The sequence below is a fragment of the Massilia sp. 9I genome (assembly GCF_902506415.1).
In the GTDB taxonomy this organism is placed as follows: Bacteria; Pseudomonadota; Gammaproteobacteria; order Burkholderiales; family Burkholderiaceae_D; genus Telluria.
Window position 1 is genome coordinate 2269731 of the sequence record NZ_LR733275.1, and the last position, 23533, is coordinate 2293263.

The following is a 23533-nucleotide window of genomic DNA, read 5'->3' on the forward strand; positions in this document are numbered from 1 at the left end:
ATTACTTCCCTTGCTCCAGCAGGGCCATCAGGCTGGCCCGGAAGCCTTCCGCGGTTTCCGGGTGCTTGAGGCCAATGGCGGCGGTCGCCTTCAGGTAGCCGAGCTTGGAACCGCAGTCGTAGCGCTGGCCGTCGTAGCGGTAGGCCAGCACGCGCTCGGCCTGCATCAGCGCGGCGATGCCGTCGGTAAGCTGGATCTCGCCGCCGGCGCCGGTGCCGAGGTTTTCCAGGTAGCCGAAGATCGAGCCCGACAGCACGTAGCGGCCGACCACGGCCAGCGTCGACGGCGCCACTTCCGGCGCCGGCTTCTCGACGATGCCCGAGACCAGCTCCAGGCCCGGACGATAGCTCGACGCGCTAACGATGCCGTACTGGCGGGTGTTCTCGCGCGGGACGTCCTGCACCGCCAGGATGCTGGAGCGCTCGTAGGCGTACAGGTCGGTCATCTGGGCCAGCACCGGCTTTGTACCAGCGTTGGTGTCCATGAAGTCGTCCGCGAGCAGCACGGCGAAGGGCTCGTCGCCGATCACGGGACGCGCGCACAGCACCGCGTGGCCCAGGCCCAGGGGGGCCGACTGGCGGATGTAGATGCAGTTGACGTTCTTCGGGATCACATTGCGCACGAGGTCGAGCAGCGCCTGCTTGCCATGCGCTTCCAGCTCGGCCTCGAGCTCGTAGGCCTTGTCGAAATGGTCCTCGATGGCGCGCTTGTTGCGGCCGGTGATGAAGACCATCTCGGTGATGCCGGCCGCCACCGCCTCTTCGACGGCATACTGGATCAGCGGCTTGTCGACGATCGGCAGCATCTCTTTCGGCTGCGCCTTGGTGGCGGGCAGGAAGCGGCTACCGAGGCCGGCGACCGGGAATACGGCTTTGCGAATGATGGTCATGCGGTTTTCCTTTTCATTGTCCCAGCAGTGCCAGCAGGCCTGCTTCGTCGAGGACGGTGACACCCAGTTCTTCGGCCTTGGCAAGCTTGCTGCCTGCTTCGGCCCCAGCCACTACGTAGGAGGTCTTTTTCGACACCGAGCCCGACACCTTGCCGCCGGCGGCTTCGATCAGGGCCCCGGCCGCATCGCGGCTCATGGTCGGCAGCGTCCCGGTCAGCACGAAGGTCTTGCCGGATAAGCTTCCTTCAGCGGCCGCTTCTTCCGGCAGCTGGGCCAGCAGTTCGGCGCGCAGCTTCGCCAGCACAGCGATCTTCTCGCGGTTCGCCGGCAGCGCCATCCATTCTTCCAGCGACGCGGCGACGTTGGCCGGCAGCCCGAACACGCCGAACACGTTCAGGTGCGCCAGCGCGTCCAGGGTCTGGCCGGCGGTGATCAGCTGGCGCGCACGCGGCTCGGTCAGTTTCGGGATGCCGAGCGCCGCCAGCAGATTGACTTCGTCGAGCTTCTCGCGCAGCTGCGCCTTGGGCGCATGTTCGCCCTGGGGCGCCACGCCGGCCGCGAGCAGCGCATCGATCTCCTGCTGGTTCTTTTCTTCCGCGAAGAATTCGGCGATGGCTTCCGCCACGGTGCCGCCGATGTCCGGCAACACGCGCAGCAGCGCTTCCGGCGCCTGGCGCACCAGCTCGAAGCGTCCGAGCCAGTCGGCCAGAGTCTTGGCGGTCGATTCACCCACGTGGCGGATGCCGAGCGCGAACAGCAGGCGCTCCAGCGGCGGATTTTTGCTGGCGGCGATGGCTTCCAGCAGGTTATCGGCCCACTTGGTAGCGACCTTGCCCTGCTTGACAGTTTCCGGCGTAGTACCGTCGCGTTCGTCGGCCATGCGCTTCATCTGCAGCAGGTCGTCCAGCGTCAGCTTGTACAGGTCGGCCACGCCGTGGATCAGGTTGCACTCGACCAGGCTGTCGATGTAGCGGTCGCCCAGGCCTTCGATGTCCATCATGCGGCGGCCGGCGAAGTGGCGGATTGCTTCCTTGCGCTGGGCGGCGCAGGTCAGGCCGCCGGAGCAGCGCGCCACCGCCTCGCCCTCTTCGCGCACCACGTGCGAGCCGCACACGGGGCAGGCATCGGGCAGCTTGTAGCGCATCGGCTCAGGTTTCGGACGGCGCTCCAGCACCACCGACAGGACTTCGGGAATCACGTCGCCGGCGCGGCGCACGATCACGGTGTCGCCCACGCGCACGTCCTTGCGCAGCACTTCGTCTTCGTTGTGCAGGGTCGCATTGGTGACGGTGACGCCGCCCACCGAGACTGGCACCAGGCGCGCCACCGGTGTGATGGCCCCGGTACGGCCCACCTGCACGTCGATCGCCGAGACGGTCGTCAGCGCTTCCTCCGCCGGAAACTTGTGGGCCAGCGCGAAGCGCGGTGCGCGCGAGACGAAGCCGAGCGCGGCCTGGTCGGCCACGCTGTCGACCTTGTACACGACGCCATCGATCTCGTAAGGGAGCGCACTGCGCTTTTCACCGATGCCGCGGTAATAGCCCAGCAGGCCGTCGCGGCCGCTGACCACGGCGCGTTCTTTCGACACCGGCAGGCCGAGGCGGTCGAACCACTCGAGCACACCCGAATGCGTCTCCGGCAGCTCGGCGCCTTCGAGGCGGCCGATGCCGTAGGCGAAGAAGCGCAGTTTGCGCTGGGCCGTGATGCGCGCATCCAGCTGGCGCAGGCTGCCCGCGGCTGCGTTACGCGGGTTGGCAAATTCCTTTTGGCCGGCGTCGCGCTGGCGCTGGTTCAGGCGCGCGAAGTCGTCCTTGAACATCAGGACCTCGCCGCGCACTTCCAGCACGGCGGGCACCTCGTCGCCATGTAGGCGCAGCGGAATCACCTTGACGGTGCGGATGTTGGCGGTCACGTCCTCGCCGGTGTAGCCGTCGCCGCGCGTCGCGGCCTGCACGAACACGCCGTTCTCGTAGCGCAGGCTGATCGCCAGGCCGTCGAACTTGAGTTCGGCCGAATACGCGACTTGTTTGACTTCCAGACCATCGCGCACGCGGCGGTCGAAGTTCTCGACGTCTTCGTCACTGAAGCCGTTGTTCAGCGAGAGCATCGGCACCGAGTGCGTCACCTGCTTGAACTCGGGGATCGGCGCAGCGCCGACGCGCGAGGTAGGCGAATCGTTCTTCACCGCCTGCGGATGCGCGCTTTCCAGCTCCTGCAGTTCCTTGAACAGGCGGTCGTACTCGGCGTCCGGAATGGTCGGCGCGTCGAGCACGTGGTAATTGTAGATGTGGCGGTTCAGCTCCTCGACCAGCCACGCCATGCGGTTCTGGACGTCCTGAGGCACGGTCACGGCCTTACCTCAGACGAACAAGCGCAGTGCGCGGGTGGAACCGGCCGGGATGTCGGAGGCTTCCATCTCCTGATAGAACTCGACCACTTGGCCCTTGATTTCCTCCAGGGCCGCATCTGAGAGCGGCTGCTCGAAGTCGTCGACGATGGTCGCATCCAGGCGCTGCGTGAGCTCCTTGGCGCACTTCGCCATGGCGCCGAAGCCGTCGCGGCTTGGCGCCACGCAGGGCACGTCCAGCAGCAGGGTCAGGCGGTTGGTCGTATCGGCGCCCAGCGTCACATTGGTCGACAGGGTGAACAGCACGCCGCCTTCGCCATCCGGCATCGAGAAGCGGCCGTCCGGACGCACGTCGAAGCCCTGGTTTTCCAGCGCGCCGATCAGGGTCGAGATCGCCCACGGAGCGCCGTTGGCGGCCAGGTTGATGCCCAACTGGGCGTCGTGTCCCGCGACGAAACGGTGCAGGGTGCGCGCTTCGCTCATCACCTCGATCATGTCCGGCACTTCCGGTTCGGCGCCGATCTCGTCGGCCACCGCGCGCAGGCGGGTCACCAGTTCCGAGTATTCGATTTCGTTCAGGGCCGTGGTGCGGGTGGCCATCTGCACGCCCGTCTGCAGCTTGGTGTACACGCCGCCGTGCACGATCGGTTCCCAGTCGCCGCTGACGGCGAAGCCGATGTAGTGGATCGGCTTGTTGCCGACGCGGCGCAGCTTCTGCAGCGAGGGCAGGATTCGGTCGCCGCGCAGGGCGCCTTCGAAGTTCAGCGGGATGATGCAGTCGATCAGCGGGTCGACCAGGCTTTCGGCCAGTTCCGAAGGGGGCGTGTCCGGCTTGGCGCCGGGCAGCGATGCCGCCGGCGCCAGGGTCTCGATCGGGCGCACGCCCGGTGCAGCCGGGGCAGGAGCGGCAGCCGGCGCCGGCGCGACGGTCGGCGCCGCGGTCGGGACTTCCAGCGTACCCGGCTCGACGTCCAGCGGCGCCAGCGGGGATTCCGCACCGATGTCGAGCACCGGCTCCTGGCGCTCGACGGCCGTTTCGCCGCTGCGCATCAGGACGTCGTCATGATCCGATGCGAACGCGCGTTCCACGCTCTTGCGGGCCTTGTACTCCTGCCACTTGTTGTAAGAGATGACGCCGGCGACGAACACGCCGCCTGCTGCGATCAGGGTCATTTGTAAGTCAGTCATGCTGCTTGTGCCTCAGTAGCGAAATTCGCGGCGGACTCCATGTCCACCGCGACGATGCGCGATACGCCCTGCTCCTGCATCGTCACACCGATCAGTTGGTTGGCCATCTCCATCGCAATCTTGTTGTGCGAAATGAAGAGGAATTGGGTATGGTCCGACATGCGCTTCACCATGCGGCAGAAGCGCTCGGTATTGGCGTCGTCCAGCGGCGCGTCGACCTCATCCAGCAGGCAGAACGGCGCCGGGTTCAGGCGGAACATCGAGAACACCAGCGCGGTCGCGGTCAGCGCCTTTTCGCCGCCCGACAGCAGGTGGATGGTGGCGTTCTTCTTGCCCGGCGGCTGGGCCATGACCTGCACGCCGGAATCGAGGATCTCGTCGCCGGTCATCACCAGTTTGGCCTGGCCGCCGCCGAACAGGATCGGGAACAGTTCCGAGAAGTGGGTGTTGACGCGGTCGAAGGTGTCCTGCAGCAGATCGCGCGTCTCGCGGTCGATGCGGTGGATCGCATCCTCCAGCGTGCTGATGGCTTCCTGCAGGTCGTTGTTTTGCGAGTCGAGGTAGCGTTTGCGCTCGGTCGCCTGGGCCAGTTCGTCGACCGCCGCCAGGTTCACCGCGCCGAGTGCGCTGATGGCATTGGTCAGGCGCGTCACCTCACCCTGCAGGTATTGCGGCTTCATGTCCGGCGTGAGCTTCTCTTCCAGCTCGGATTCGACCGCGCCGGTGGTGGCCAGCGCCTCGGCGAACTGTTCCTGGTTCAGGCGCGCGGCTTGCTCCTTCAGTTGCATCTCGGTGATGCGGTCGCGCTGCGGCTGCAGGCTGCGCTCGTTGCCCATGCGCGCTTCTTCCATCTGGCGCAGCTGCTGGGTGATCTGGTCGAGCTCATGGCGGGCGTCGGCCAGCGCGCGCTCCTGCGTGCTGCGGCGGTCCAGCAGTTCCTGCAGGCCTTCGTGGGCAGTGCCGGCTTCCAGCGCTTCCAGTTCCAGCTTGCCCGCGCCCAGGCTGGCGGTGACCTGGTCGGCCTGTTGGGTGGCGGTGGCGATATTGCGGCGCAGTTCCTCGATCCGGGTGCGCTGGGCGCGTTCGGCGAACTGGGCTTCCTGCGCGCCACGTTCCAGGTCGCGCAGCTTCTGGCGCGCGTCGGCCAGCAGCTGTTCCTTTTCCATGAAGGCGGTCTGGCCGTCTTCGTGGCTGCCCTGCAGCTCGGCCAGCTCCATGTCGAGCTGCTCGAATTCCTGTTCCGCCTCGGCGGCGGCTTGGCGCTGCTCGGCTTCCTGGGCGGCGATCTCCGACAGGTCGGCCGCGATCTGGCCGCTCCGCTGGTTGAAGCGCGCTTCGATCTCGCTTTGCTTGAGGACTTCGATCTGCAGCGCATGCACTTCGCGCGTCAGCGTGCCCACGCGCTGGCGCGCATCCTGCAGCCGGCGCGTCAGGTCGCTGACGGCAGCGTCGGCGCGCGTGGCGCGGCTCCGCGCGTCGTCCAGCAGCAGGGCTTGTGCGCGCAGCTGCTTGCTGATGTTCTCGATCTCGTGCTGGCGCGCCAGCATGCCGTCCTGCTCCGCATCCGGCGCATGGAAGCGCACGCTCGACGCGGTGACCAGATGGCCCTGGCGTGTGACGAAGGCGCCGCCCTGCGGCAGGCGGCCGCGGTTGGCGAAGGCCTCGGCCGCGTCTTGCGCGACGTAGACGTGGTGCAGCCAGTCGTTCAGGACGCCGCGCAGGCCCGGGTCGTTCAGGCGCAGCAGGCTGGCAAAGGGTTTCAGACCGGGCACTTCGGCGGCCGCGGGCGCTCCCGGTGCCGGCGAATACAACGCCAGGCGGGCCGGCGGCGCGTCGCTGAAGAAGGCCTTGGCCCAGTCCAGGTTCGACATCTCGAGCGCACCGGAGCGCTCGCGCAGCACGGCTTCCAGCGCCGTCTCCCAGCCCTCCTCGATGTCGAGCTTCTGCCACAGGCGCGGCAGGCTGGATAGTTCGTGCTTTTCCAGCCAGGGCTGGACCTTGCCCTGGGTTTGCACGCGGTCCTGCACCTGGCGCAGCGCGGCCAGGCGCGCTTCCAGCTGGGCCGATGCGCTGGACTCCTGCTGGACCTGGGCGTGCGCGTCCTTGCGCTCCTGCTCGACCGCTTCCTGGCGTTCGGTCGCATCCTCCAAGAGCATGGTCTGCTCTTCCAGCGCCAGCTGCTTCTCTTCCTGCTGCATGCGCAGGTTGTCCAGCGTCGCGCTATCCGGCAGGTTCAGGCTATTGCGCTCCTGCTGCAGGCGTTCGCGCCGGCCGGCCAGGCTGGTGAGGATGTTGGCGGCATTGCGCTGGTGGGCGCTGGCCAGTTCGATGCGCTGCTGGACCTGCATGATGCGGGCGCGCGATTCGTTCGAACGCTCCTGGGCCTGGCGCCATGCGGCTTCCAGTTCCGGCACGCGTTCGCCGTGGGCCTCCACCGCGATCTGGGCGCCTTCCGCGCGCGCGCCGAGTTCTTCCAGCGTGATCTCGGCTTCCGCCAGCTGCTCTTCGTATTCCTGGCGCTGCGCCAGCCACTGGTCGCGCTGCGCGCCCAGGGTGCCGAGCTGGGTCTGCAGGCGCGTACGCGACTCGACCACGAACTTGATCTGCGCTTCCAGGCTGCCGATCTCGGAATTGGTCTGGTACAGCGCTCCTTGCGCCTGGTGCAGGCGGTCGCCGATCGCGAAGTGCGACTGGCGCATGTGCTCCAGCTCGAGCTCCACGTTACGCAGCTTCGCGGTTTGCGCTTCGAGTGCGGTCTGCGCCTCTTCCACCTCGCGGAAGTAGCGCAGCTGTTCGGTCTTGGCTTCGTTCTTGCGCAGCAGCCAGAGCAGCTTCTGCTTTTCTTCCTGGTCGCTTTGTAACTGGTGGAAGCGGTTCGCCACGGCGGCCTGGCCTTCGAGCTTTTCCAGGTTGGCGTTCAGCTCGCGCAGGATGTCTTCCACCCGCAGCAGGTTCTCGCGCGTGTCCGACAGCCGGTTCTCGGTCTCGCGGCGGCGTTCCTTGTACTTGGAGACGCCCGCGGCTTCCTCCAGGAAGACACGCAGCTCTTCCGGGCGCGATTCGATGATGCGGGAGATCATGCCCTGGCCGATGATGGCGTAGGCGCGCGGGCCCAGGCCGGTGCCGAGGAAGATGTCCTGGATGTCGCGCCGGCGCACCGGCTGGCCGTTGATGTAGTAGGTCGAGGTGCCGTCGCGCGTCAGGGTGCGCTTGACCGCGATCTCGGCGTACTGGCCCCACTGGCCCGCCGCCTTGCCCATGCTGTTGTCGAACACCAGTTCGACCGAGGCGCGGCCGGCAGCTTTGCGGTAGGTGGAGCCGTTGAAGATCACGTCCTGCATCGACTCGCCGCGCAGTTCGGAGGCCTTGGATTCGCCCAGCACCCAGCGCACGGCGTCGATGATGTTCGACTTGCCGCAGCCGTTCGGGCCGACCACGCCGACAAGCTGGCCGGGCACCTGGAAATTGGTGGGATCGACGAAAGACTTAAATCCCGACAATTTGATGGAGGAAAGGCGCACGTTGCTTCGGCAGGGCTAGAGAGTGATCAAAGGCCCCATCATACCATTTGTTGCTTGCATTTCGGCCAAGATTGAGACTTGCGAACTCGACAATCCACCGGGCGGGGCCGGTGTGACGATTCAGCCGGCCTGGGTGGTGGTGTGCGAGGGGTCGTTCATGGCGGCTTCGCCCGCCGCCTGGGTCAGCACGCGGCCGACCACGCCTTCGGGCGCCAGCACCCGGATGCTGCCGGTGCGGAAGGCTTCCGCCAGGCGCTCGGCCGGCAGCGAGAAGGCCTCCTGGCGGCCGGCGCCGGAGAAGATGAAGAGGGTGCGCAGCGGGCTGACCCAGGCCAGGCGCAGCTTGCGCACTCCGGCCGCGCCGCTGAATTCGACCCGCATGCCGCGCTCGAGCGTCGCCAGCTGGGTGGCGGCAGGATCAAGCGGCGCCTCCTCTTCGGCGGCGTCGGCCTGTTCCAGCGCGATGCGGCGCAGCGCGTCCTGCTGGGCGGCTTCCACCGCCAGTTCCAGCTGGCGCTCAGGCGACACCTCGAGCGGCGCACGCACGATGGCGGCGTGGCACTCGGCCAGGCCGGCGAAGAACTGCAGGCGCTCGGAGTCCTGCCACTGGATGGCGTCCAGCCACTTGTTGAGGGTGGTGAGCAGGGCCGGCAGGCTCTTGATGAGCGCCTTGCGCTGCTCTTGCGTGGCCTTGGGCTTGACGCTCCAGATCAGGTCATCCATGGCGCGGGTGGCGTTATCGACCGCGCCCGGTTTGCTGTCCTCGATGGTGTAGGCCAGGGTCAGGACCGGGGTCCAGCGCTGTTCCAGGAAGGTGCCGACCAGCGCCACCACTTCGTCGCCGGCCAGGCGCAGCGCCACCGCCTTCTTCGCCGAACGGGTCGCCGCGGCCTGCTTTTCCTGGCGCGTGGCCTGGGCGATCGGGCCGGCGATCGCGGCCGCCTCCTGCTGTTCGCGCTCGGCGATGCTCGCTTCCAGGTCGGCCACGGCGGCGGCGAACGCTTCCGGCTGCGCCTCCTGGCGCACCTTGTCGACGCTGCGCTGCATGGCCCGATAAACCGGATCATCCGGGCTGGCGCCCTGCTCCCAGCCGGCCTGCGACAGCAGGTCGAGCATGCGCCGCGCCGGGTGCGCCTCTTCGAAGAAGAAGCTGCGGTCCTTGAGCGCGGCCTTCAGCACCGGCACCTGCAGGAAGGCGATCAGTTCGCGCGTCTCCTGCGGGATTGACTCGTCGACCAGCACGGTCTCGAAGATACGCGAGAGCAGGTCGAGCGTGGTCTCGTCGCCGCGCGACAGGCTGCCCTGGGGCAGGCTCTGTTTCAGGCGCGGCAGGTAGAACACTTCGTGTGGCACGGCCTGCGCCGCAGCGCCCGCGCTCGGCGCGGCCGGCACCGCGGCGGCCAGCTTTTCCAGCATGTCGACCAGCGAGGCCGGCACCACGATGCCCGCCCCCTGCCCCGGCGCCGCCTGAGGGCCAGCCGGCGCGAAGGCAGCCGGGACGACCGGCGCCTGGCCCGCCACAACCGGACCGATGGCCGCGGCGGCGGCGCTCGCGAAACCGCTGGCCGCACTGGGCCGCCAGCCGCCGCTGCCCTGCGGCAGATTGGGAATCACGGGGATGTCGAGTTCGACGCCAGGGACCGGATCGGCCGCGCCGAACAGCTGGCGCAGCTGCTGCGAGACGGCGGCGTCGCGGCGCCGGCGCTCGGCCTTGGCGGCGGCGCTGTCGTCGGTCTTGGCGAAGCGCTCGTCGCGCTCGCGGGCGCGCGCCGGCTTGAGTTTCTCGTTGAGGGCGTCAAGGATCGGGTCCAGATCGAACACGATGGATGGCCGCAGCAGCGGCAGGACCAGTTCGTGCGACTCTTCGGACGGTTCGAATTCGCGCCAGGCTTCCTGCAGGGCGCGCAGGAAGACTTCGGGACGGAAGGGATTGTGCGTGGCGCGCACCAGCTCGCGCCCGAGCAGCACGCCGAGGCGCACACCCAGGCTGGCCAGGCGTTCGGACTGCTGGATGTCGAAAGGACGGCTGATCGCGGCGAAGGCCAGTTGCTGGTCCATCTCCTCCATCGGCACCAGGCTGAGGGTCAGCGGACTTGCCGCTTCACGCTTGGACGCAGGCGCCAGCAGCGCCACTTCCTTGCGCAGGGCGAGCTCGATGCCGGTCGAGGCCAGGTGCACGAAGGCGTAGGCGTTGTCCTTGAGGAGATTGCCGGAGCGGATGCGGCGGACGGCTTGCTGCGGGTCGGGCCCGGCCGCGGTCATGTCCAGCAGCACGGCGCTCATGCGGGTGACCATGTCCATCAGCCCTTCGGCAGCCAGGCCGGCTGCCAGCACGACGAGCTCGTCCAGCGTCGCCTGCTGCGCAGCGGCGGCCTTGCGGACGGCGGGTGTCTGGGCGGTATTCACGGCCTTGGCGGATGGACGGGGTCGATGCTTGCATTGTGCCAGATTATTTCCACATAGCAATAGGAAAGATGCATATCGGCTGAGATAGCCCGGCTGGTGTGGCGTTTTTCGCCACACTTCGGGCTGAATAAATGCCTTGAGAATGTCGGTAGGCGTCCTACACTGGATCACGCCGTGGTCCGATACCGGTTCATCCATACGAATCGCATGATGGGTCGACCGGTAATGCAGCGGTAACGATCCGCAGCCCGGCAGCAGGACATTTCCCCCACAGTGAAAGGAAATATGATGGCCTCGAATCAAGGTAAGTCGAAGCAAGGCGGCAGCTCGCAGCAGCATGCCGAAGCCGGTCGCCAGGGCGGCAGCAAGCAGTCGGGTTCGGGCTCGGGCTCGCGTTCGGGCGGCAGCGGCGGTAGCGGCGGCACCCGCGGCGGCACCCCGGAACAGCACGCCGAAGCCGGCCGTCAAAGCCACAAGAACGACAAGAACCGCTGATCACGCGGCAGGCCGTTCAGGCCTGCCTGGTCAACGTATGTCGCCAGCCCATCGCATCGCGCGATGGGCTTTTTCTTTTAGGTGGACTCAGATATTACGCAGCATGCCGCCTTTGGGCGGACGGAAGTCGCGGATGTCGTTGACCAGGCCAGCGATCTTCGCATCGCGCGAATTCAGGTGCAGGTCGGAATACTGGTGGATAGCCCACTGCTCCGGCGTCAGTTCGACGCACTTGCGCAGGATCGACTCGGTACGCGCATCGTCCGCACGCAGGCCCTCGACAATGATGTTCAATGCATCCGGCCGCGAACCCGGCGACGCGGTCGCGTGCGACTTGTGCACCATGAAGCGCGCCGTCTCGCTGCAATAGCGTTCAGTCCCCGACAGGTACAGGATGACGGCGATCGAGGCCACCGCCCCGCCGTTGTACATGATGAACTTGATCGGCGAATTGGCCAGGAAGTTGTACAGGCACAGCCCGTCGCTGACATAGCCGCCGTTCGACTGCACCAGCACATGCACCGTCTCGATGCCGTCCTCGGTCATCATCGACGCCGCTTCGAACATGCGGTGCACCATATCGCTGTTGACGTCGCCCGACAGTGTGAACCACGCTTCCTTGACCTGCTGTGCTTTGTCTTCGCTCATAGTTTTTCCCACTGCAAAGTGTATGGAATAAGTGTAGCAAATCACGCCCGAAGGCCAATATGGGGCATGCACCAATAGTGCGCGGCAATTCTTTTTGGAAATCACCAATTTCCCCTCTATCCACCCACTGATTGATTGACACCAAACCAATGCTGGCATATCCTCCGCAGTCTTGACCGGGAGAGCGCAGGCACACCTGCCGCCGAAGGGGCACTACCCACAAACTCTCAGGCAAAAAGGACTGGTCAGGGAGCGGCAGCGCACGGCGCGGCCGGCTCACACTCTGGAGAGCGGCCCCGCACACACGGGGCCCACCGAAGGGGCAGGCGGCGCATGCCGCTATCTCTCAGGTACCAAGGACAGAGGGGATACAGGCACCCGCAAGGTGTCACGCACCCCTATTCACTGCCCGAGGATTCCATGACGCTCAAAGCGACCCCGCTCAATTCCGCACACCGCTCCCTCGGAGCCAAGATGGTCGACTTCGGCGGCTGGGACATGCCGGTCAACTACGGTTCCCAGATCGAAGAGCATAACGCCGTCCGTACCGACGCCGGCATGTTCGACGTCTCGCACATGTGCGTGGTGGACCTGAAAGGCGCCAACGTGCGCGCCTTCCTGCGCGGCCTGCTGGCCAACAACGTCGACAAGCTGCAAGTGCCGGGCAAGGCCCTGTACTCGGCCATGCTCAATCTTGACGGCGGCGTGATCGACGACCTGATCGTCTATTACTTCAGCGAAGACTGGTTCCGCCTGGTCGTCAACGCCGGCACCGCCGAGAAGGACGTGGCCTGGATGAGCAAGCAGAATGAGGCCACCAATTCCAGCGTCACCATCACCCAGCGCCGCGACGGCAACGACCCGATTGCCCTGATCGCCGTGCAGGGCCCGAACGCCCGCGCCAAGGTGTGGCAGGTGCTGCCGACCACCCAGGCCGCCTCGGAACCGCTCAAGCCTTTCAACGTCGTGATCGTCCCGGATACGCAATTCGGTGAAGTGATGGTCGCCCGCACCGGCTACACCGGCGAAGACGGCTTCGAGATCGGTGTCTCGGCATCGCAAGTGGAAGCGCTGTGGAACGCCTTTGCCAGCGCCGGCATCAAGCCCGCCGGCCTGGGCGCGCGCGACACCCTGCGCCTGGAGGCCGGCATGAACCTGTACGGCCAGGACATGGACGACAGCGTGAACCCGCTCGACGCCGGCCTGGCCTGGACCGTCGACCTGGTCGCGGAGCGCGACTTCATCGGCAAGAGCGCCCTGCAGGCCAAGGGCCAGCAGGCCAACTTCGTCGGCCTGATCCTGCGCGAAAAAGGCGGCATCCTGCGCGCCCACCAGAAGGTGATCGCCGCATCCGGCAATGTCGGCGAGATCACCAGCGGCACCTTCAGCCCGAGCATGCAGCAGGCGATCGCGCTGGCGCGCGTGCCGATGGACGTCGCTGTCGGCGACACCGTGCACGTCGAAATCCGCGACAAGAAGCTGGCTGCCAGCGTGGTGAAGCTGCCGTTCGTGCGCAACGGCAAGGTCCTCGCAAGCTGATACAGAATAATCAGAACAAACGTTTATACTACCCGCCTCACCAAAGGAGCCTTTACATGAACATTCCAACCGACCTGAAATACACCGAGTCCCACGAGTGGGTGCGCCGCGAAGCTGACGGCAGCCTGACCGTCGGCATCACCGAGTACGCGCAGGACGCACTGGGCGACATCGTGTTCGTCGAGCTGCCGCAGGTCGGCAAGGCATTCACCGCCGGCGATGACGCCGCGGTGGTCGAGTCGGTCAAGGCCGCCAGCGACATCTACGCTCCGGTGTCGGGCACCGTCACCGCCGTCAACCAGTCGGTCGCCGATGCGCCGGACTCGATCAACCAGGATGCCTACGGCGCCTGGCTGTTCAAGCTGGCCCCGAGCGACGCCGGCGCGGTCGACAAGCTGCTGGATGCCGACGCCTACGGCAAGACCACCGGTAACTAATCAGCTATACGGGTGCGCCTCCGGGCGCACCTTTTGTTTTGCGGTTCCGCCCCGATCTGGCGGATTCTCCTCCGATCTCTTCCTGAATTGACCATGACCCGCTCCAGCCTTACCCAACTCGAAGCGCGCGACTCCTTCATCCCGCGCCACATCGGCCCGTCCGAATCCGAACAGGCAGCCATGCTGTCGACCCTGGGCTACGCCACCCGCGCCGCCCTGATCGACGCGGTCGTGCCCGCGAACATCCGCCGCAAGGACACGATGGACCTGGGCCAGTTCGTCGAACCGCGCAGTGAAGAAGAAGCGCTGGCGACCCTCAAGGCGCTCGCCTCGAAGAACAAGGTCATGAAGTCGATGATCGGCCAGGGCTACTACGGCACCCACACCCCGAAGGTCATCCTGCGCAACATCTTCGAGAACCCGGCCTGGTACACCGCCTACACCCCGTACCAGCCCGAGATCTCGCAAGGCCGCCTGGAAGCGATCTTGAACTTCCAGCAGATGATCACCGACCTGACCGGCATGGGCATCGCCAACTCGTCGATGCTGGACGAAGGCACCGCCGCCGCCGAAGCCATGACCCTGCTGCAGCGCGTCGGCAAGTCGTCCTCGAAGGTGTTTTACGTGGCCGATGACGTGCTGCCGCAGACCCTGGAAGTGGTGCGCACCCGCGCCGAGCCGATCGGCGTCGAAGTGCGCGTGATCCCGGCCGGCGAGATCGAAACCCTGAACGAAACCTGCTTCGGCGTGTTGCTCCAGTACCCGGGCGTGAACGGCGAAGTGCGCGACTACCGCGCCGCTTGTGAGCACCTGCACGCCGCCGGCGCAATGGTCGTCGTGGCAGCCGACCTGCTGGCCCTCACCGTGCTGGAAGCACCGGGCGCCTGGGGCGCCGACGTGGTCGTCGGTAACAGCCAGCGCTTCGGCGTGCCGCTCGGTTTCGGCGGCCCGCACGCCGGTTATCTGGCCACCCGCGACGAGTACAAACGCAGCATGGCCGGCCGCCTGGTCGGCGTCACCGTCGACGCCCAGGGCAACCAGGCCTACCGCCTGGCGCTGCAGACCCGCGAACAGCACATCCGCCGCGAAAAGGCGACTTCGAACATCTGTACCGCGCAAGTGCTGCTGGCCGTGATGGCCGGCATGTACGCGGTCTACCACGGCCCGCAAGGCCTGAAGCAGATCGCCACCCGCGTGCACCGCCAGACCGCCATCCTGGCGCGTGGCCTGCAGCAGCTCGGCGTGGAAGTGCTGAACACCACCTACTTCGACACACTGACCATCAAGGGCGACGCAGCCGCGCTGCACGCAGCCGCCGCGAACGCCGGCATCAACCTGCGCCGCGTCGACGACGGCCACGTGGGCGTGTCGCTGGACGAAACCACCACCCGCGACGACCTGGCAGCCCTGTTCGCCGTCTTCGGCAACGGCAAGAACGTCGACATCGACGCCTTGGACGAAGACGTGTCGGACGCCTACCCGGCCGAACTGGCCCGTACCACGGCCTACCTGACCCACCCGACCTTCAACCGCTACCACGCGGAGCACGAGATGCTGCGCTACCTGCGCAGCCTGGCGGACAAGGACCTGGCGCTGGACCGCACCATGATCCCGCTCGGCTCCTGCACCATGAAGCTGAACGCGACCTCGGAGATGATCCCGGTCACCTGGCCCGAGTTCTCGAACATCCACCCGTTCGCACCGAACGACCAGACCGTCGGCTACCGCGAGATGATCGACCAGCTGGAAGCGATGCTGTGCGCCGCCACCGGCTACGCCGCGATCTCGCTGCAGCCGAACGCCGGCTCGCAGGGCGAATACGCGGGCCTGCTGGTGATCCAGAAGTACCACCAGTCGCGCGGCGAAGGCCACCGCAATATCTGCCTGATCCCTTCGTCGGCGCACGGCACCAACCCGGCATCGGCCAGCATGGTCGGCATGAAGGTGGTGGTCACCGCCTGCGACGACAACGGCAACGTGGACCTGGCTGACCTGAAGGCCAAGGCCGAGCAGTACAGCAAGGACCTGGCCTGCGTGATGGTCACCTACCCGTCGACCCACGGCGTGTTCGAAGAAGGCATCCGCGAACTGTGCGAGATCGTGCACCAGCACGGCGGCCAGGTGTATGTGGACGGCGCCAACATGAACGCGATGGTCGGCGTGGCCGCACCGGGCGCCTTCGGCGGCGACGTCAGCCACCTGAACCTGCACAAGACCTTCTGCATCCCGCACGGCGGCGGCGGTCCTGGCGTCGGCCCGATCGGCGTCGGCGCCCACCTGGCTCCGTTCCTGCCGAACCAGTTGTCGACCGGCTACGTGCGTAACGAAGCGGGCATTGGCGCGGTGAGCGCGGCGGCCTACGGCTCGGCCTCGATTCTGCCGATCTCGTGGATGTACATCGCGATGATGGGTGCATCGGGCCTGACCGCGGCGACCGAAGTGGCGATCCTGAACGCCAACTACATCGCCCGCCGCCTGGCGCCGCACTACCCGGTGCTGTACACCGGCCACGACGGCCTGGTGGCGCACGAGTGCATCATCGACCTGCGTCCGCTGCAGGACAAGACCGGCATCTCGAACGAAGATGTGGCCAAGCGCCTGATGGACTTCGGTTTCCACGCGCCGACCATGAGCTTCCCGGTCCCGGGCACCCTCATGATCGAGCCGACCGAGTCGGAGTCGAAGGCGGAGCTGGATCGCTTCATCGAGGCGATGATCACCATCCACGCCGAGATCGTGAAGGTCGAGCGCGGCGAGTACGACAAGATGGACAACCCGCTCAAGGGCGCCCCGCACACCGCGGAAGTGGTGACCGCCGACGACTGGCAGCACACCTACACCCGTGAGGTAGCGGCCTTCCCGGTGGCCTCGCTGCGCAAGAAGAAGTACTGGCCGCCGGTCGGCCGTGCGGACAACGTCTATGGTGACCGTAACCTGTTCTGTGGTTGCGCGCCGATCAGCGACTACGAGTAAGGGACGGCAGAAGGTCCGATAACTTGGAATGGCGGCTCTAGGGCCGCCTTTTTTATTTTTTATTTAGTAATCCGATCAAGCAATTTTCTGAGTCTACCTATATGCCTGACCAATCAACCTCTTCTATGATGTTTGACATTCCGGATGCTGGCGGCGTAAATGAGTCAGAAAAAATCTTGTCTCTACTGTGTCAGAAATCCTTTTTATCACTTTGGTCATTTTCAAACCTTTTCACAGATGAGGATTTACGCGACGGCCGGGGGAGCGGAAAAGAGCTGTGTGACGTGCTCGCGGTTTTCGGTGACGACGTAATTATCTTTTCAGATAAACATATTCACTTCCAGCACGATAAAGAAGTGAAAGTCGCGTGGGGCCGTTGGTACAAAAGAGCTGTAAGCGGGTCGATCAGTCAGCTATATGGAGCAATGAACTGGCTCAAGCGTTTTCCTAGGCGCGCCTACCTTGACGCAAAATGTACGCGGCCGCTTCCTGTCGAAATACCAGCCCCAGAGCGAGCTCGGTATCATCTTATTGCGGTAACAAGAGGTACACTACAAGCATCAAAGAACTTCTTTAATGGCAGACTCGGCACGCCGCTAATTGACACAAGTGTGAAGGGAGACGATCATTTCCAACACCCGTTTGTCGTCGGGTTGCCGAGTCCGACCAAACATTTCGTACACGTCTTCGATGAGGTTTCGCTAGAACTTATTCACGAAGAACTCGACACCATCGCCGATTTAACTGCTTATCTGCGCGCGCGGGAAGAACTATTAACTCAGCGATTTGAAGTAGTTGCGGCTGCCGGAGAGGAGCAGCTACTCGCGGCGTACCTGATGCATATGAATGGGGACGAGCACGCCTTTTTACCGGAAAATCTTCATCTAAGCGAACAGCCCAGTTCTGTTTACTTTGAAGACAGTTTCTTTGAGCGTTTAAAAACTGACGTCGGCTACTTAGCTAAGAAAAAGGCTGACAAGATAAGCTATAGTTGGGATTGGCTGATTGAAAAATTTATTCGATTAGGCGATCCTCAGCTTGTACGACCTGATCTCGAACGGCCTCCGTCAGATCTGGAGAAAGGCCTAAGACTTATAGCTGGGGAGTCTCGGCTCCGCCGCCGAACCCTTGCACATGCAATACGAGATAACTTTGAGCTTTCGATCTCCCGACCATCAGCGCGACGCGTTCGCCTTGTCGCAAACAACGATGAGAATGAGATGCTGTACGTTTTCTTAATCTCCCCCATAAATAACGAAGAATCATATGACGCGTACCGTCGGCGCCGAGCATTTGAGCTCGAAGCTTATTGCCGTTGTGCGAAACTGAGGTTTCCTAAGATTAACGTTTTCGTTGGCATGGCTTTCGATCATCCGGCGAAAATGTACGGAGGAAGTAGTGAAGATCTTATGGTTGTGCAAATTGAGAATCTGTCGCAAGAAGAGCATGACTATCTTGAGAAGGTCCGGGCAGGCCTGGGAATTCTCAACTCTGACATGACCATGCAACACTTTCATGCTTCCGAATATCCTTATCCGACAATTCGAACTCATGAAAGAACAGCAGGACACCAAGTGGGCAGCAAAGGAAAGACTATGAAGTCTGAAGCGAAGCGTCGTCGCATGATGGCCATTAAATCTCGCAAACGAAATAGAAAATAGAGCAGGTTAGCGAGGAATGGTATGAATAATACCGTTCAGCGGAATTGACCATGTGACCAAAGGCGGATTTCAGTAATTCACCCACATTATCGGTGTCTATTTGCGGCTTGAAGCGAGCCGCAGGTGTGAGCGCTCGTGACGGCGGCGCTCCCTGGGCAGGTCCCGGGTAACGATGTCCTCCTTGAGTGGTGTCGTTTCCACCGGCGCCTTTGCCGCCTCCGGCTCGCCCAGGTGGAACGCAGCCACCGTCCGCGACAGCGCCAGCGCCTGCATCTGCAGGGTCCGCGCCGCCGCCGCGGCTTCTTCGACCAGCGCGCAGTTCTTCTGGGTCACCTCATCCATCCGCACGATCGCCTGGTTGACGCCGGCCAGGCTGCCGGCCTGCCCTGCGCTGGCCGTGCCGATGCGGCTGGCCACGTCTTCCATCGCGCTTGCCGCGCCCGCCGCATCCAGGATGCTGGCGCCGGCCTGCGCGGCCCATTCCGCACAGCCTTCGATCTCGGCGATGGTTCCCGCAGCCAGTTCGCGCAGCTCGCGGGCGGCGTTTGACGCCTGCTGGGCCAGCGCCCTCACCTCGCCCGCCGCGTCGGCGAAGTCGCGCCCTTCTCCGCTGTCGCGCGCGGCCGCCAGCGCTGCGTTCAGGGCCAGCGTCCCGGCTTCGCAGGCAAAGGCGTCGATCGCCCCCGCCACATCGGCAGCGCGCGCCGCGCCTTCCTTCACCCGCGCCAAAGTGGCGGCCATGCGCTCGACCGTCTCACCGCCTTCGCGTGCGCTGATGGAAGCTTCCTGCGCCAGCCGGTTGGCAGCCAGCGCACCGGTGGCGGTGACGGTGACGGTTTCGGCCAGCTGCTGCATGCTGGCTGCCGTCTCTTCCAGCGAGCGGCTGCGGAACACGGCGCGGCTGTGCATGCTCAGGTTGCCCAGGGTGATATCGCGCGAGGCGCTGCCGATGCTGCGCGCCGATTCCAGCACGGTGCGCAGGGTGCCGTTCAAGTTGCGGATGCCGGCGTCGAGGGCGCGCGAGGTCTCGCCAATCTCGTCGTCGCCATAGACCCGCTCACCCACGGTCAGGTCGCCGCTCGCCAGGCCCAGGGCCGCCGCGCCGATGCCGCGGATCTCGCGCAGCAGCACGCGCCGAACGGCCACCGTAATCGCCAGCGAAACCCCGACCGCGAGCAGGATCACGAAGGGCATCAGGACGGCCGTCAGGCGGAAATCGTCTGCGGCGCTGCTGGAAGCCTGCTCGGACAGCTCGCGCTCCAGCTTGGCCAGCATCGCCATGCGCTGCACTAGCGTGGAAAACGCGGCCTCCGGCTTGATCATGGCGTTGGCGCCGATGGTCTGGTCGGCATGCGCCAGCTCGACCACTTCGCGCGCCGCGCGCACATACAGGCGGTGCGCTTGCGCTGCCTGCTCGACGTGGCGCCGCTCGGCGCTGTCCGCCGTCTGCCGCACCAGTTCCCCGAAGGCGCGCTCGATCGCGCCGTGCTGGCGGTGGATGTCGGCGATCAGGAGGTCGATGCGCGGACGCGAAAAGCTGCTGCCGAGCCAGGTGAGCAGCTTGTAGGTGTCGGCATGCACGCGCTGGGCCTGGGCCACCAGTTCGGTGGCGCTGCGCATCTGCACCGCGCGCGGGCCGACGATGACCTGCAGCGACTGGTGCTGGCGCACCATGGCCAAGTAGGCGCCGCTCGACAGCAGCACGAGGAGCAGCAGCACGACGCCAGGGGCGAGCAGCAGCTTGGGGCCGATCTTCAGACGCGACAGCATGGCTCAGGCGGGCAGTCGAAGGTGAATGGATGGGGAAGGATGGTGGTGGACCTGCATACTGCCTCCCTGATCGTGTCGGACTCACAAGCGCGCAATTTCCCAAACGCATTGAATGAATCTACGCGGTTCGAACAGGGCGCAGTTTGCGCTGGCGCAGATGACCAGGCCTGCGCCAAACATATGCATTTACGAAACAGTCGCTTACTAATTTAATACTGTTGACATGCGGGCACGGTGTATTCTCGCTTTCGAACGCTTTTCCAAGGAAAGGAAACAGGATGAACGCCAGAGGCACCGTTTTCGCCATCGCCCTCCTCGCCATCGGCAGCGCGCAGGCGCAACTGGTCGACACGCCCTCGGGCCATCTCTCGGCGGAGCCCGCGAACCCTTATGGTCCGCTCGCCGCCGGCTTCAAGCGCTACACGCCGCTCTACGGCGGCAACGAGACGGCCAATCCCAACGACAAGGTGTTCCAGGGCTTCCGCACCGATCCCCGCTACGTGCTCGGCGTCAAACTCAACGAGTATCTGTCGCTGGAAAGCGAGTATTCCTATTTGCGCGACGAGGGCTTCCACAAGATCGATACCTTCGGCCGCCGTTCCGGCGCGACCGAATCCGCCGTGGCGGCGGGCGACCTCGGCGTCAAGAGCAGCACGACCTATGTGGCTGCGAAGATCACGGTGCCGCTCAACGAACGCCTGAGCGCCTATGGCAAGTTCGGTGTCGCGCACAGCCGGGTCAGCAACGATGGTTTCGTGACGCCCGCGATGGCCGAGGCCCATGCCGCCGGCAAGGCGCCCGGCGCCTTCAGCGGCGAATCGAGCACCGGTCCGTATGGCGCCATCGGCGCCAAGTACAAGCTGACCGAGCGCGCCACGCTGAGCGGCGAAGTCCGCACCAACCGCAGCGCCTCCCCCTTCGGCAGCGCGTCGAACGCCAGCGGCGTGAAAGGAAGCGTCGGCATCGGCTTCTGAAGCGCGCCCGCGCGGTTACACTAGCGGGATGTGGACACGACCGATCACCAGCACACCCGCCGCCGCCTTTCTTGGCCGGCATGGGCGCCTGCTGGTGCTGTGCATGCTGTCCCTGCTGCTGCACCTGGCGCTGATCGCCTGGATCGACCGGACGATTGCACCGCCGCCCAGCGCCGGCTTCGTGCCGTTGGCGGTGCGGCTGGTCGACGCAGCGCCGCAGCCGCCCGTCCCGGCCAGCACCCCTGCAAAACCGCCGGAAGCGCCTCCACCCGCCGTAGCCCCGGCCGCAATGCCTGAGCCGGCGCCGGCGCCTGCGCCATCAGTGGTCGCCGCGCCGGCTGCTGTGACCGAAACCGTCCAGACGCCGAGCCGCTACCGCGTCTCCATGCCGCCCAGCGTCACCCTGCTCTACGAACTGCGCGATGCCGGCAAAACGGTCGGCGACGCCACGCTCGCCTGGCAGACCGACGGCGTGCAGTACCGCCTCAGCGTGGATGGCATCATGGGCCGCATCGAGAGCGAAGGCGGCACCGACGACGCCGGCATCGCTCCCCTGCGCGCCAGCTATGCCTACGGCGCCGGCAGCGCCGCGGTCGCCTTCGACCGCGAGCAGCGCAGCATCTCGTTCGAAAGCGTCGGGCGCAGCGCCCAGGACCTGCCCGGCAGCCAGGACGGCGCCACCCTGCTCATGCAGCTGGCCGGCATCGGCCTGGCCGATCCCGACCAGGTGCAGGATGCGGTCGACATCTACGTCGGGCGCGCGGACGGCGCGGCAGTGGAACGCTACCGGGTCGTGGGACAGGAACGCATCACGACGCCGATCGGCGCGATCGATACGCTGCACCTGCAGAGCAAGGGAGGACTGGAAGTCTGGCTGGCGCCGGAGCGTGGCTGGCTGCCGGTGCAGCTGCGCATGGGCGCACGCACCCAAGTGGTGAAGGAGATCAGGAACGCGCCGGCCGGATGACCGGCGCGTGGAGTGCGATTACGCCAGCTTGGCGGCGTGCTCGCGGGTCGCGTGGAAGGTCAGCTTCGGCCAGCGTTCCTGGGTCAGGCGCAGGTTGACGCCGGAGGTGGCCAGGAAGGCCAGGTTGCCGGCCGCATCGTAGGCGACCTGGTGGCCGAGCTGGTTCTCGAAGTCGGACAAGGCCTTCTTGTCGTCGCTCGACACCCAGCGCGCGCTGCTGATGCTGCTGCTTTCGAACACGGCATCCACGCCGTATTCGTTCAGTAGGCGGCTCGCCACCACTTCGAACTGCAGCACGCCGACGGCGCCCAGGATCAGGTCCGAACCCAGCACCGGCTTGAACACCTGCACCGCGCCCTCTTCGCCCAGCTGCTGCAGGCCCTTGTGGAGCTGCTTGACCTTCAGTGGATTACGGATGCGCACCGTGCGGAACAGGTCCGGGGCGAAGTACGGGATGCCGGTGAAGGTCAGCATCTCGCCTTCCGAGAAGCTGTCGCCGATCTGCATGTTGCCGTGGTTCGGCAGGCCGATGATGTCGCCGGCGTAGGCTTCCTCGACCTGCTCGCGGCTCGAGGCCATGAAGGTCACCACCGAAGACAGTTTCACCTCGCGGCCAAGGCGCAGGTGCTTGACCTTCATGCCTTTTTCGAAACGTCCCGAGCACACGCGCAGGAAGGCGATGCGGTCGCGGTGGGCCGGGTCCATATTGGCCTGGATCTTGAAGACGAAGCCCGAGAATTTCGGCTCGGTCGGCTCGACCGAGCGCACGGTGGCGTCGCGTTCGCGCGGCGCCGGGGCCCAGTCAACCAGGGCCGACAGGATCTCGCGCACGCCGAAGTTGTTGATCGCGGAACCGAAGAACACCGGGGTCTGCACGCCCGACAGGAAGCGTTCGAGGTCGAACACGTGTGAGGCGCCGTGCACCAGTTCCACTTCCATCTTGAGCTGCTCGATCTCGAGCGGGAACATCTCGGCCAGTTTCGGGTTGTCGATGCCCTTGACGATCTCGAAGGCGCCGTCGGCTTTCTCTTCGCCCGCCTTGAACAGCATGATCTCGTCCTTCAGCAGGTGGTAGACACCGCGGAAGTTCTTGCCCATGCCGATCGGCCAGGTCACCGGCGCGCACTCGATCTTCAGCACCGACTCGACCTCGTCCAGCAGCTCGAGCGGATCGCGGGTTTCGCGGTCCATCTTGTTCATGAAGGTGACGATCGGGGTGTCGCGCATGCGGCAGACGTCGAGCAGCTTGATGGTCTGCTCTTCCACGCCCTTGGCCGCGTCGATCACCATCAGGGCCGAGTCGACCGCGGTCAGCACGCGGTAGGTGTCTTCCGAGAAGTCCTGGTGGCCCGGGGTGTCGAGCAGGTTGATGACGTGCTCGCGGAATTCGAACTGCATCACCGAGGACGCGACCGAAATGCCGCGCTGCTTCTCGATGTCCATCCAGTCCGAGGTCGCGTGGCGGCCGCTCTTGCGGCCCTTGACGGTGCCGGCGAGCTGGATCGCGCCCGAGAACAGCAGCAGCTTCTCGGTCAGGGTGGTCTTACCCGCGTCAGGGTGGGAAATGATGCCGAAGGTGCGGCGGCGCGCGGTTTCGCGCGCGATCAGGCCCGCCTGGCGGTCGCTGTTGCTGGTAGTGCCGTCGGCGCTGGCAGCGCTGTCGTCGGCGGTGAATTCGGTGTCGTTGGCCATAGTCGAGCCTTGCAAAGCGGCCCTTG

At 65.3% G+C, this 23533-nt stretch carries 15 protein-coding genes and 2 riboswitches; of the genes, 7 read left to right on the forward strand and 8 right to left on the reverse strand.

Going from position 1 to position 23533, the window contains the following annotated elements:
• Position 1: 1 nt before the first annotated feature.
• The 5 genes from galU to GV068_RS10270 all read right to left on the reverse strand — a co-directional run bounded on the left by galU (position 2) and on the right by GV068_RS10270 (position 10351).
• Positions 2 to 889, reverse strand: coding sequence for a UTP--glucose-1-phosphate uridylyltransferase GalU (gene galU, locus GV068_RS10250; protein WP_159697225.1), 888 nt, complete (start codon positions 887 to 889; stop codon positions 2 to 4).
• Positions 890 to 902: 13 nt separating this feature from the next.
• Positions 903 to 3209 carry an NAD-dependent DNA ligase LigA gene (ligA, locus tag GV068_RS10255; RefSeq protein WP_159704860.1) on the reverse strand — a complete coding sequence of 769 codons (2307 nt, stop codon included), beginning with the start codon at positions 3207 to 3209 and terminating at the stop codon, positions 903 to 905.
• Between the two features lie 39 nt (positions 3210 to 3248).
• Positions 3249 to 4424 (reverse strand): cell division protein ZipA C-terminal FtsZ-binding domain-containing protein, encoded by a 1176-nt coding sequence (locus tag GV068_RS10260; RefSeq protein ID WP_159697226.1) that lies wholly within the window; start codon positions 4422 to 4424, stop codon positions 3249 to 3251.
• Positions 4421 to 7945 carry a chromosome segregation protein SMC gene (gene smc / locus GV068_RS10265; protein ID WP_159697227.1) on the reverse strand — a complete coding sequence of 1175 codons (3525 nt, stop codon included), beginning with the start codon at positions 7943 to 7945 and terminating at the stop codon, positions 4421 to 4423. The genes GV068_RS10260 and smc overlap by 4 nt, the downstream gene beginning before the upstream one ends.
• Positions 7946 to 8065: 120 nt before the next feature.
• Positions 8066 to 10351: a DUF1631 family protein gene (locus GV068_RS10270; protein WP_229464004.1), complete on the reverse strand. Its 2286-nt coding sequence runs from the start codon at positions 10349 to 10351 to the stop codon at positions 8066 to 8068.
• Between the two features lie 288 nt (positions 10352 to 10639).
• Between GV068_RS10270 and GV068_RS10275 the strand changes: the two genes are divergently transcribed.
• Complete coding sequence (locus GV068_RS10275; protein WP_159697229.1) at positions 10640 to 10846, forward strand: hypothetical protein; 207 nt, start codon at positions 10640 to 10642, stop codon at positions 10844 to 10846.
• A gap of 87 nt (positions 10847 to 10933) precedes the next feature.
• Here the strand turns inward: GV068_RS10275 and GV068_RS10280 are convergent, their stop codons facing one another.
• Positions 10934 to 11494 carry an ATP-dependent Clp protease proteolytic subunit gene (locus GV068_RS10280; protein ID WP_159697230.1) on the reverse strand — a complete coding sequence of 187 codons (561 nt, stop codon included), beginning with the start codon at positions 11492 to 11494 and terminating at the stop codon, positions 10934 to 10936.
• Positions 11495 to 11661: 167 nt separating this feature from the next.
• Positions 11662 to 11748, forward strand: a riboswitch (glycine riboswitch).
• A 19-nt stretch (positions 11749 to 11767) separates the two neighbouring features.
• Positions 11768 to 11867, forward strand: a riboswitch (glycine riboswitch).
• A 47-nt stretch (positions 11868 to 11914) separates the two neighbouring features.
• Between GV068_RS10280 and gcvT the strand changes: the two genes are divergently transcribed.
• The 4 genes from gcvT (at position 11915) to GV068_RS10300 (ending at position 18104) form a co-directional block, all read left to right on the forward strand.
• Complete coding sequence (gene gcvT / locus GV068_RS10285) at positions 11915 to 13033, forward strand: glycine cleavage system aminomethyltransferase GcvT (protein ID WP_159697231.1); 1119 nt, start codon at positions 11915 to 11917, stop codon at positions 13031 to 13033.
• Positions 13034 to 13089: 56 nt separating this feature from the next.
• On the forward strand, positions 13090 to 13470 hold the full coding sequence (gcvH, locus tag GV068_RS10290) for a glycine cleavage system protein GcvH (protein ID WP_027865340.1): 381 nt from the start codon (positions 13090 to 13092) through the stop codon (positions 13468 to 13470).
• Between the two features lie 93 nt (positions 13471 to 13563).
• Positions 13564 to 16443: an aminomethyl-transferring glycine dehydrogenase gene (gcvP, locus tag GV068_RS10295; protein ID WP_159697232.1), complete on the forward strand. Its 2880-nt coding sequence runs from the start codon at positions 13564 to 13566 to the stop codon at positions 16441 to 16443.
• Positions 16444 to 16544: 101 nt separating this feature from the next.
• Positions 16545 to 18104 (forward strand): hypothetical protein, encoded by a 1560-nt coding sequence (locus tag GV068_RS10300; RefSeq protein WP_159697233.1) that lies wholly within the window; start codon positions 16545 to 16547, stop codon positions 18102 to 18104.
• 96 nt (positions 18105 to 18200) lie between these two features.
• Here the strand turns inward: GV068_RS10300 and GV068_RS10305 are convergent, their stop codons facing one another.
• Complete coding sequence (locus GV068_RS10305) at positions 18201 to 19874, reverse strand: methyl-accepting chemotaxis protein (RefSeq protein ID WP_159697234.1); 1674 nt, start codon at positions 19872 to 19874, stop codon at positions 18201 to 18203.
• 278 nt (positions 19875 to 20152) lie between these two features.
• On the opposite strand from GV068_RS10305, the gene GV068_RS10310 reads away from it, so the two are divergent.
• Both GV068_RS10310 and GV068_RS10315 read left to right on the forward strand, forming a co-directional pair.
• Complete coding sequence (locus GV068_RS10310; protein ID WP_159697235.1) at positions 20153 to 20848, forward strand: outer membrane beta-barrel protein; 696 nt, start codon at positions 20153 to 20155, stop codon at positions 20846 to 20848.
• A gap of 28 nt (positions 20849 to 20876) precedes the next feature.
• Entirely contained in the window at positions 20877 to 21815 is a 939-nt protein-coding gene (locus GV068_RS10315) for a DUF3108 domain-containing protein (RefSeq protein WP_159697236.1), read from the forward strand.
• Between the two features lie 18 nt (positions 21816 to 21833).
• Here the strand turns inward: GV068_RS10315 and GV068_RS10320 are convergent, their stop codons facing one another.
• Positions 21834 to 23507 (reverse strand): peptide chain release factor 3, encoded by a 1674-nt coding sequence (locus GV068_RS10320; RefSeq protein WP_159697237.1) that lies wholly within the window; start codon positions 23505 to 23507, stop codon positions 21834 to 21836.
• Positions 23508 to 23533: the final 26 nt, after the last annotated feature.

Bases quoted from the DNA above. Each gene is read 5' to 3' on its own strand.
- galU (WP_159697225.1), bottom strand. From the start codon at position 889: ATGACCATCATTCGCAAAGCCGTATTCCCGGTCGCCGGCCTCGGTAGC.
- ligA (WP_159704860.1), bottom strand. From the start codon at position 3,209: ATGGCGTGGCTGGTCGAGGAGCTGAACCGCCACATCTACAATTACCAC.
- GV068_RS10260 (WP_159697226.1), bottom strand. From the start codon at position 4,424: ATGACTGACTTACAAATGACCCTGATCGCAGCAGGCGGCGTGTTCGTC.
- GV068_RS10275 (WP_159697229.1), top strand. From the start codon at position 10,640: ATGGCCTCGAATCAAGGTAAGTCGAAGCAAGGCGGCAGCTCGCAGCAG.
- GV068_RS10280 (WP_159697230.1), bottom strand. From the start codon at position 11,494: ATGAGCGAAGACAAAGCACAGCAGGTCAAGGAAGCGTGGTTCACACTG.
- gcvT (WP_159697231.1), top strand. From the start codon at position 11,915: ATGACGCTCAAAGCGACCCCGCTCAATTCCGCACACCGCTCCCTCGGA.
- gcvH (WP_027865340.1), top strand. From the start codon at position 13,090: ATGAACATTCCAACCGACCTGAAATACACCGAGTCCCACGAGTGGGTG.
- gcvP (WP_159697232.1), top strand. From the start codon at position 13,564: ATGACCCGCTCCAGCCTTACCCAACTCGAAGCGCGCGACTCCTTCATC.
- GV068_RS10300 (WP_159697233.1), top strand. From the start codon at position 16,545: ATGCCTGACCAATCAACCTCTTCTATGATGTTTGACATTCCGGATGCT.
- GV068_RS10305 (WP_159697234.1), bottom strand. From the start codon at position 19,874: ATGCTGTCGCGTCTGAAGATCGGCCCCAAGCTGCTGCTCGCCCCTGGC.
- GV068_RS10310 (WP_159697235.1), top strand. From the start codon at position 20,153: ATGAACGCCAGAGGCACCGTTTTCGCCATCGCCCTCCTCGCCATCGGC.
- GV068_RS10315 (WP_159697236.1), top strand. From the start codon at position 20,877: ATGTGGACACGACCGATCACCAGCACACCCGCCGCCGCCTTTCTTGGC.
- GV068_RS10320 (WP_159697237.1), bottom strand. From the start codon at position 23,507: ATGGCCAACGACACCGAATTCACCGCCGACGACAGCGCTGCCAGCGCC.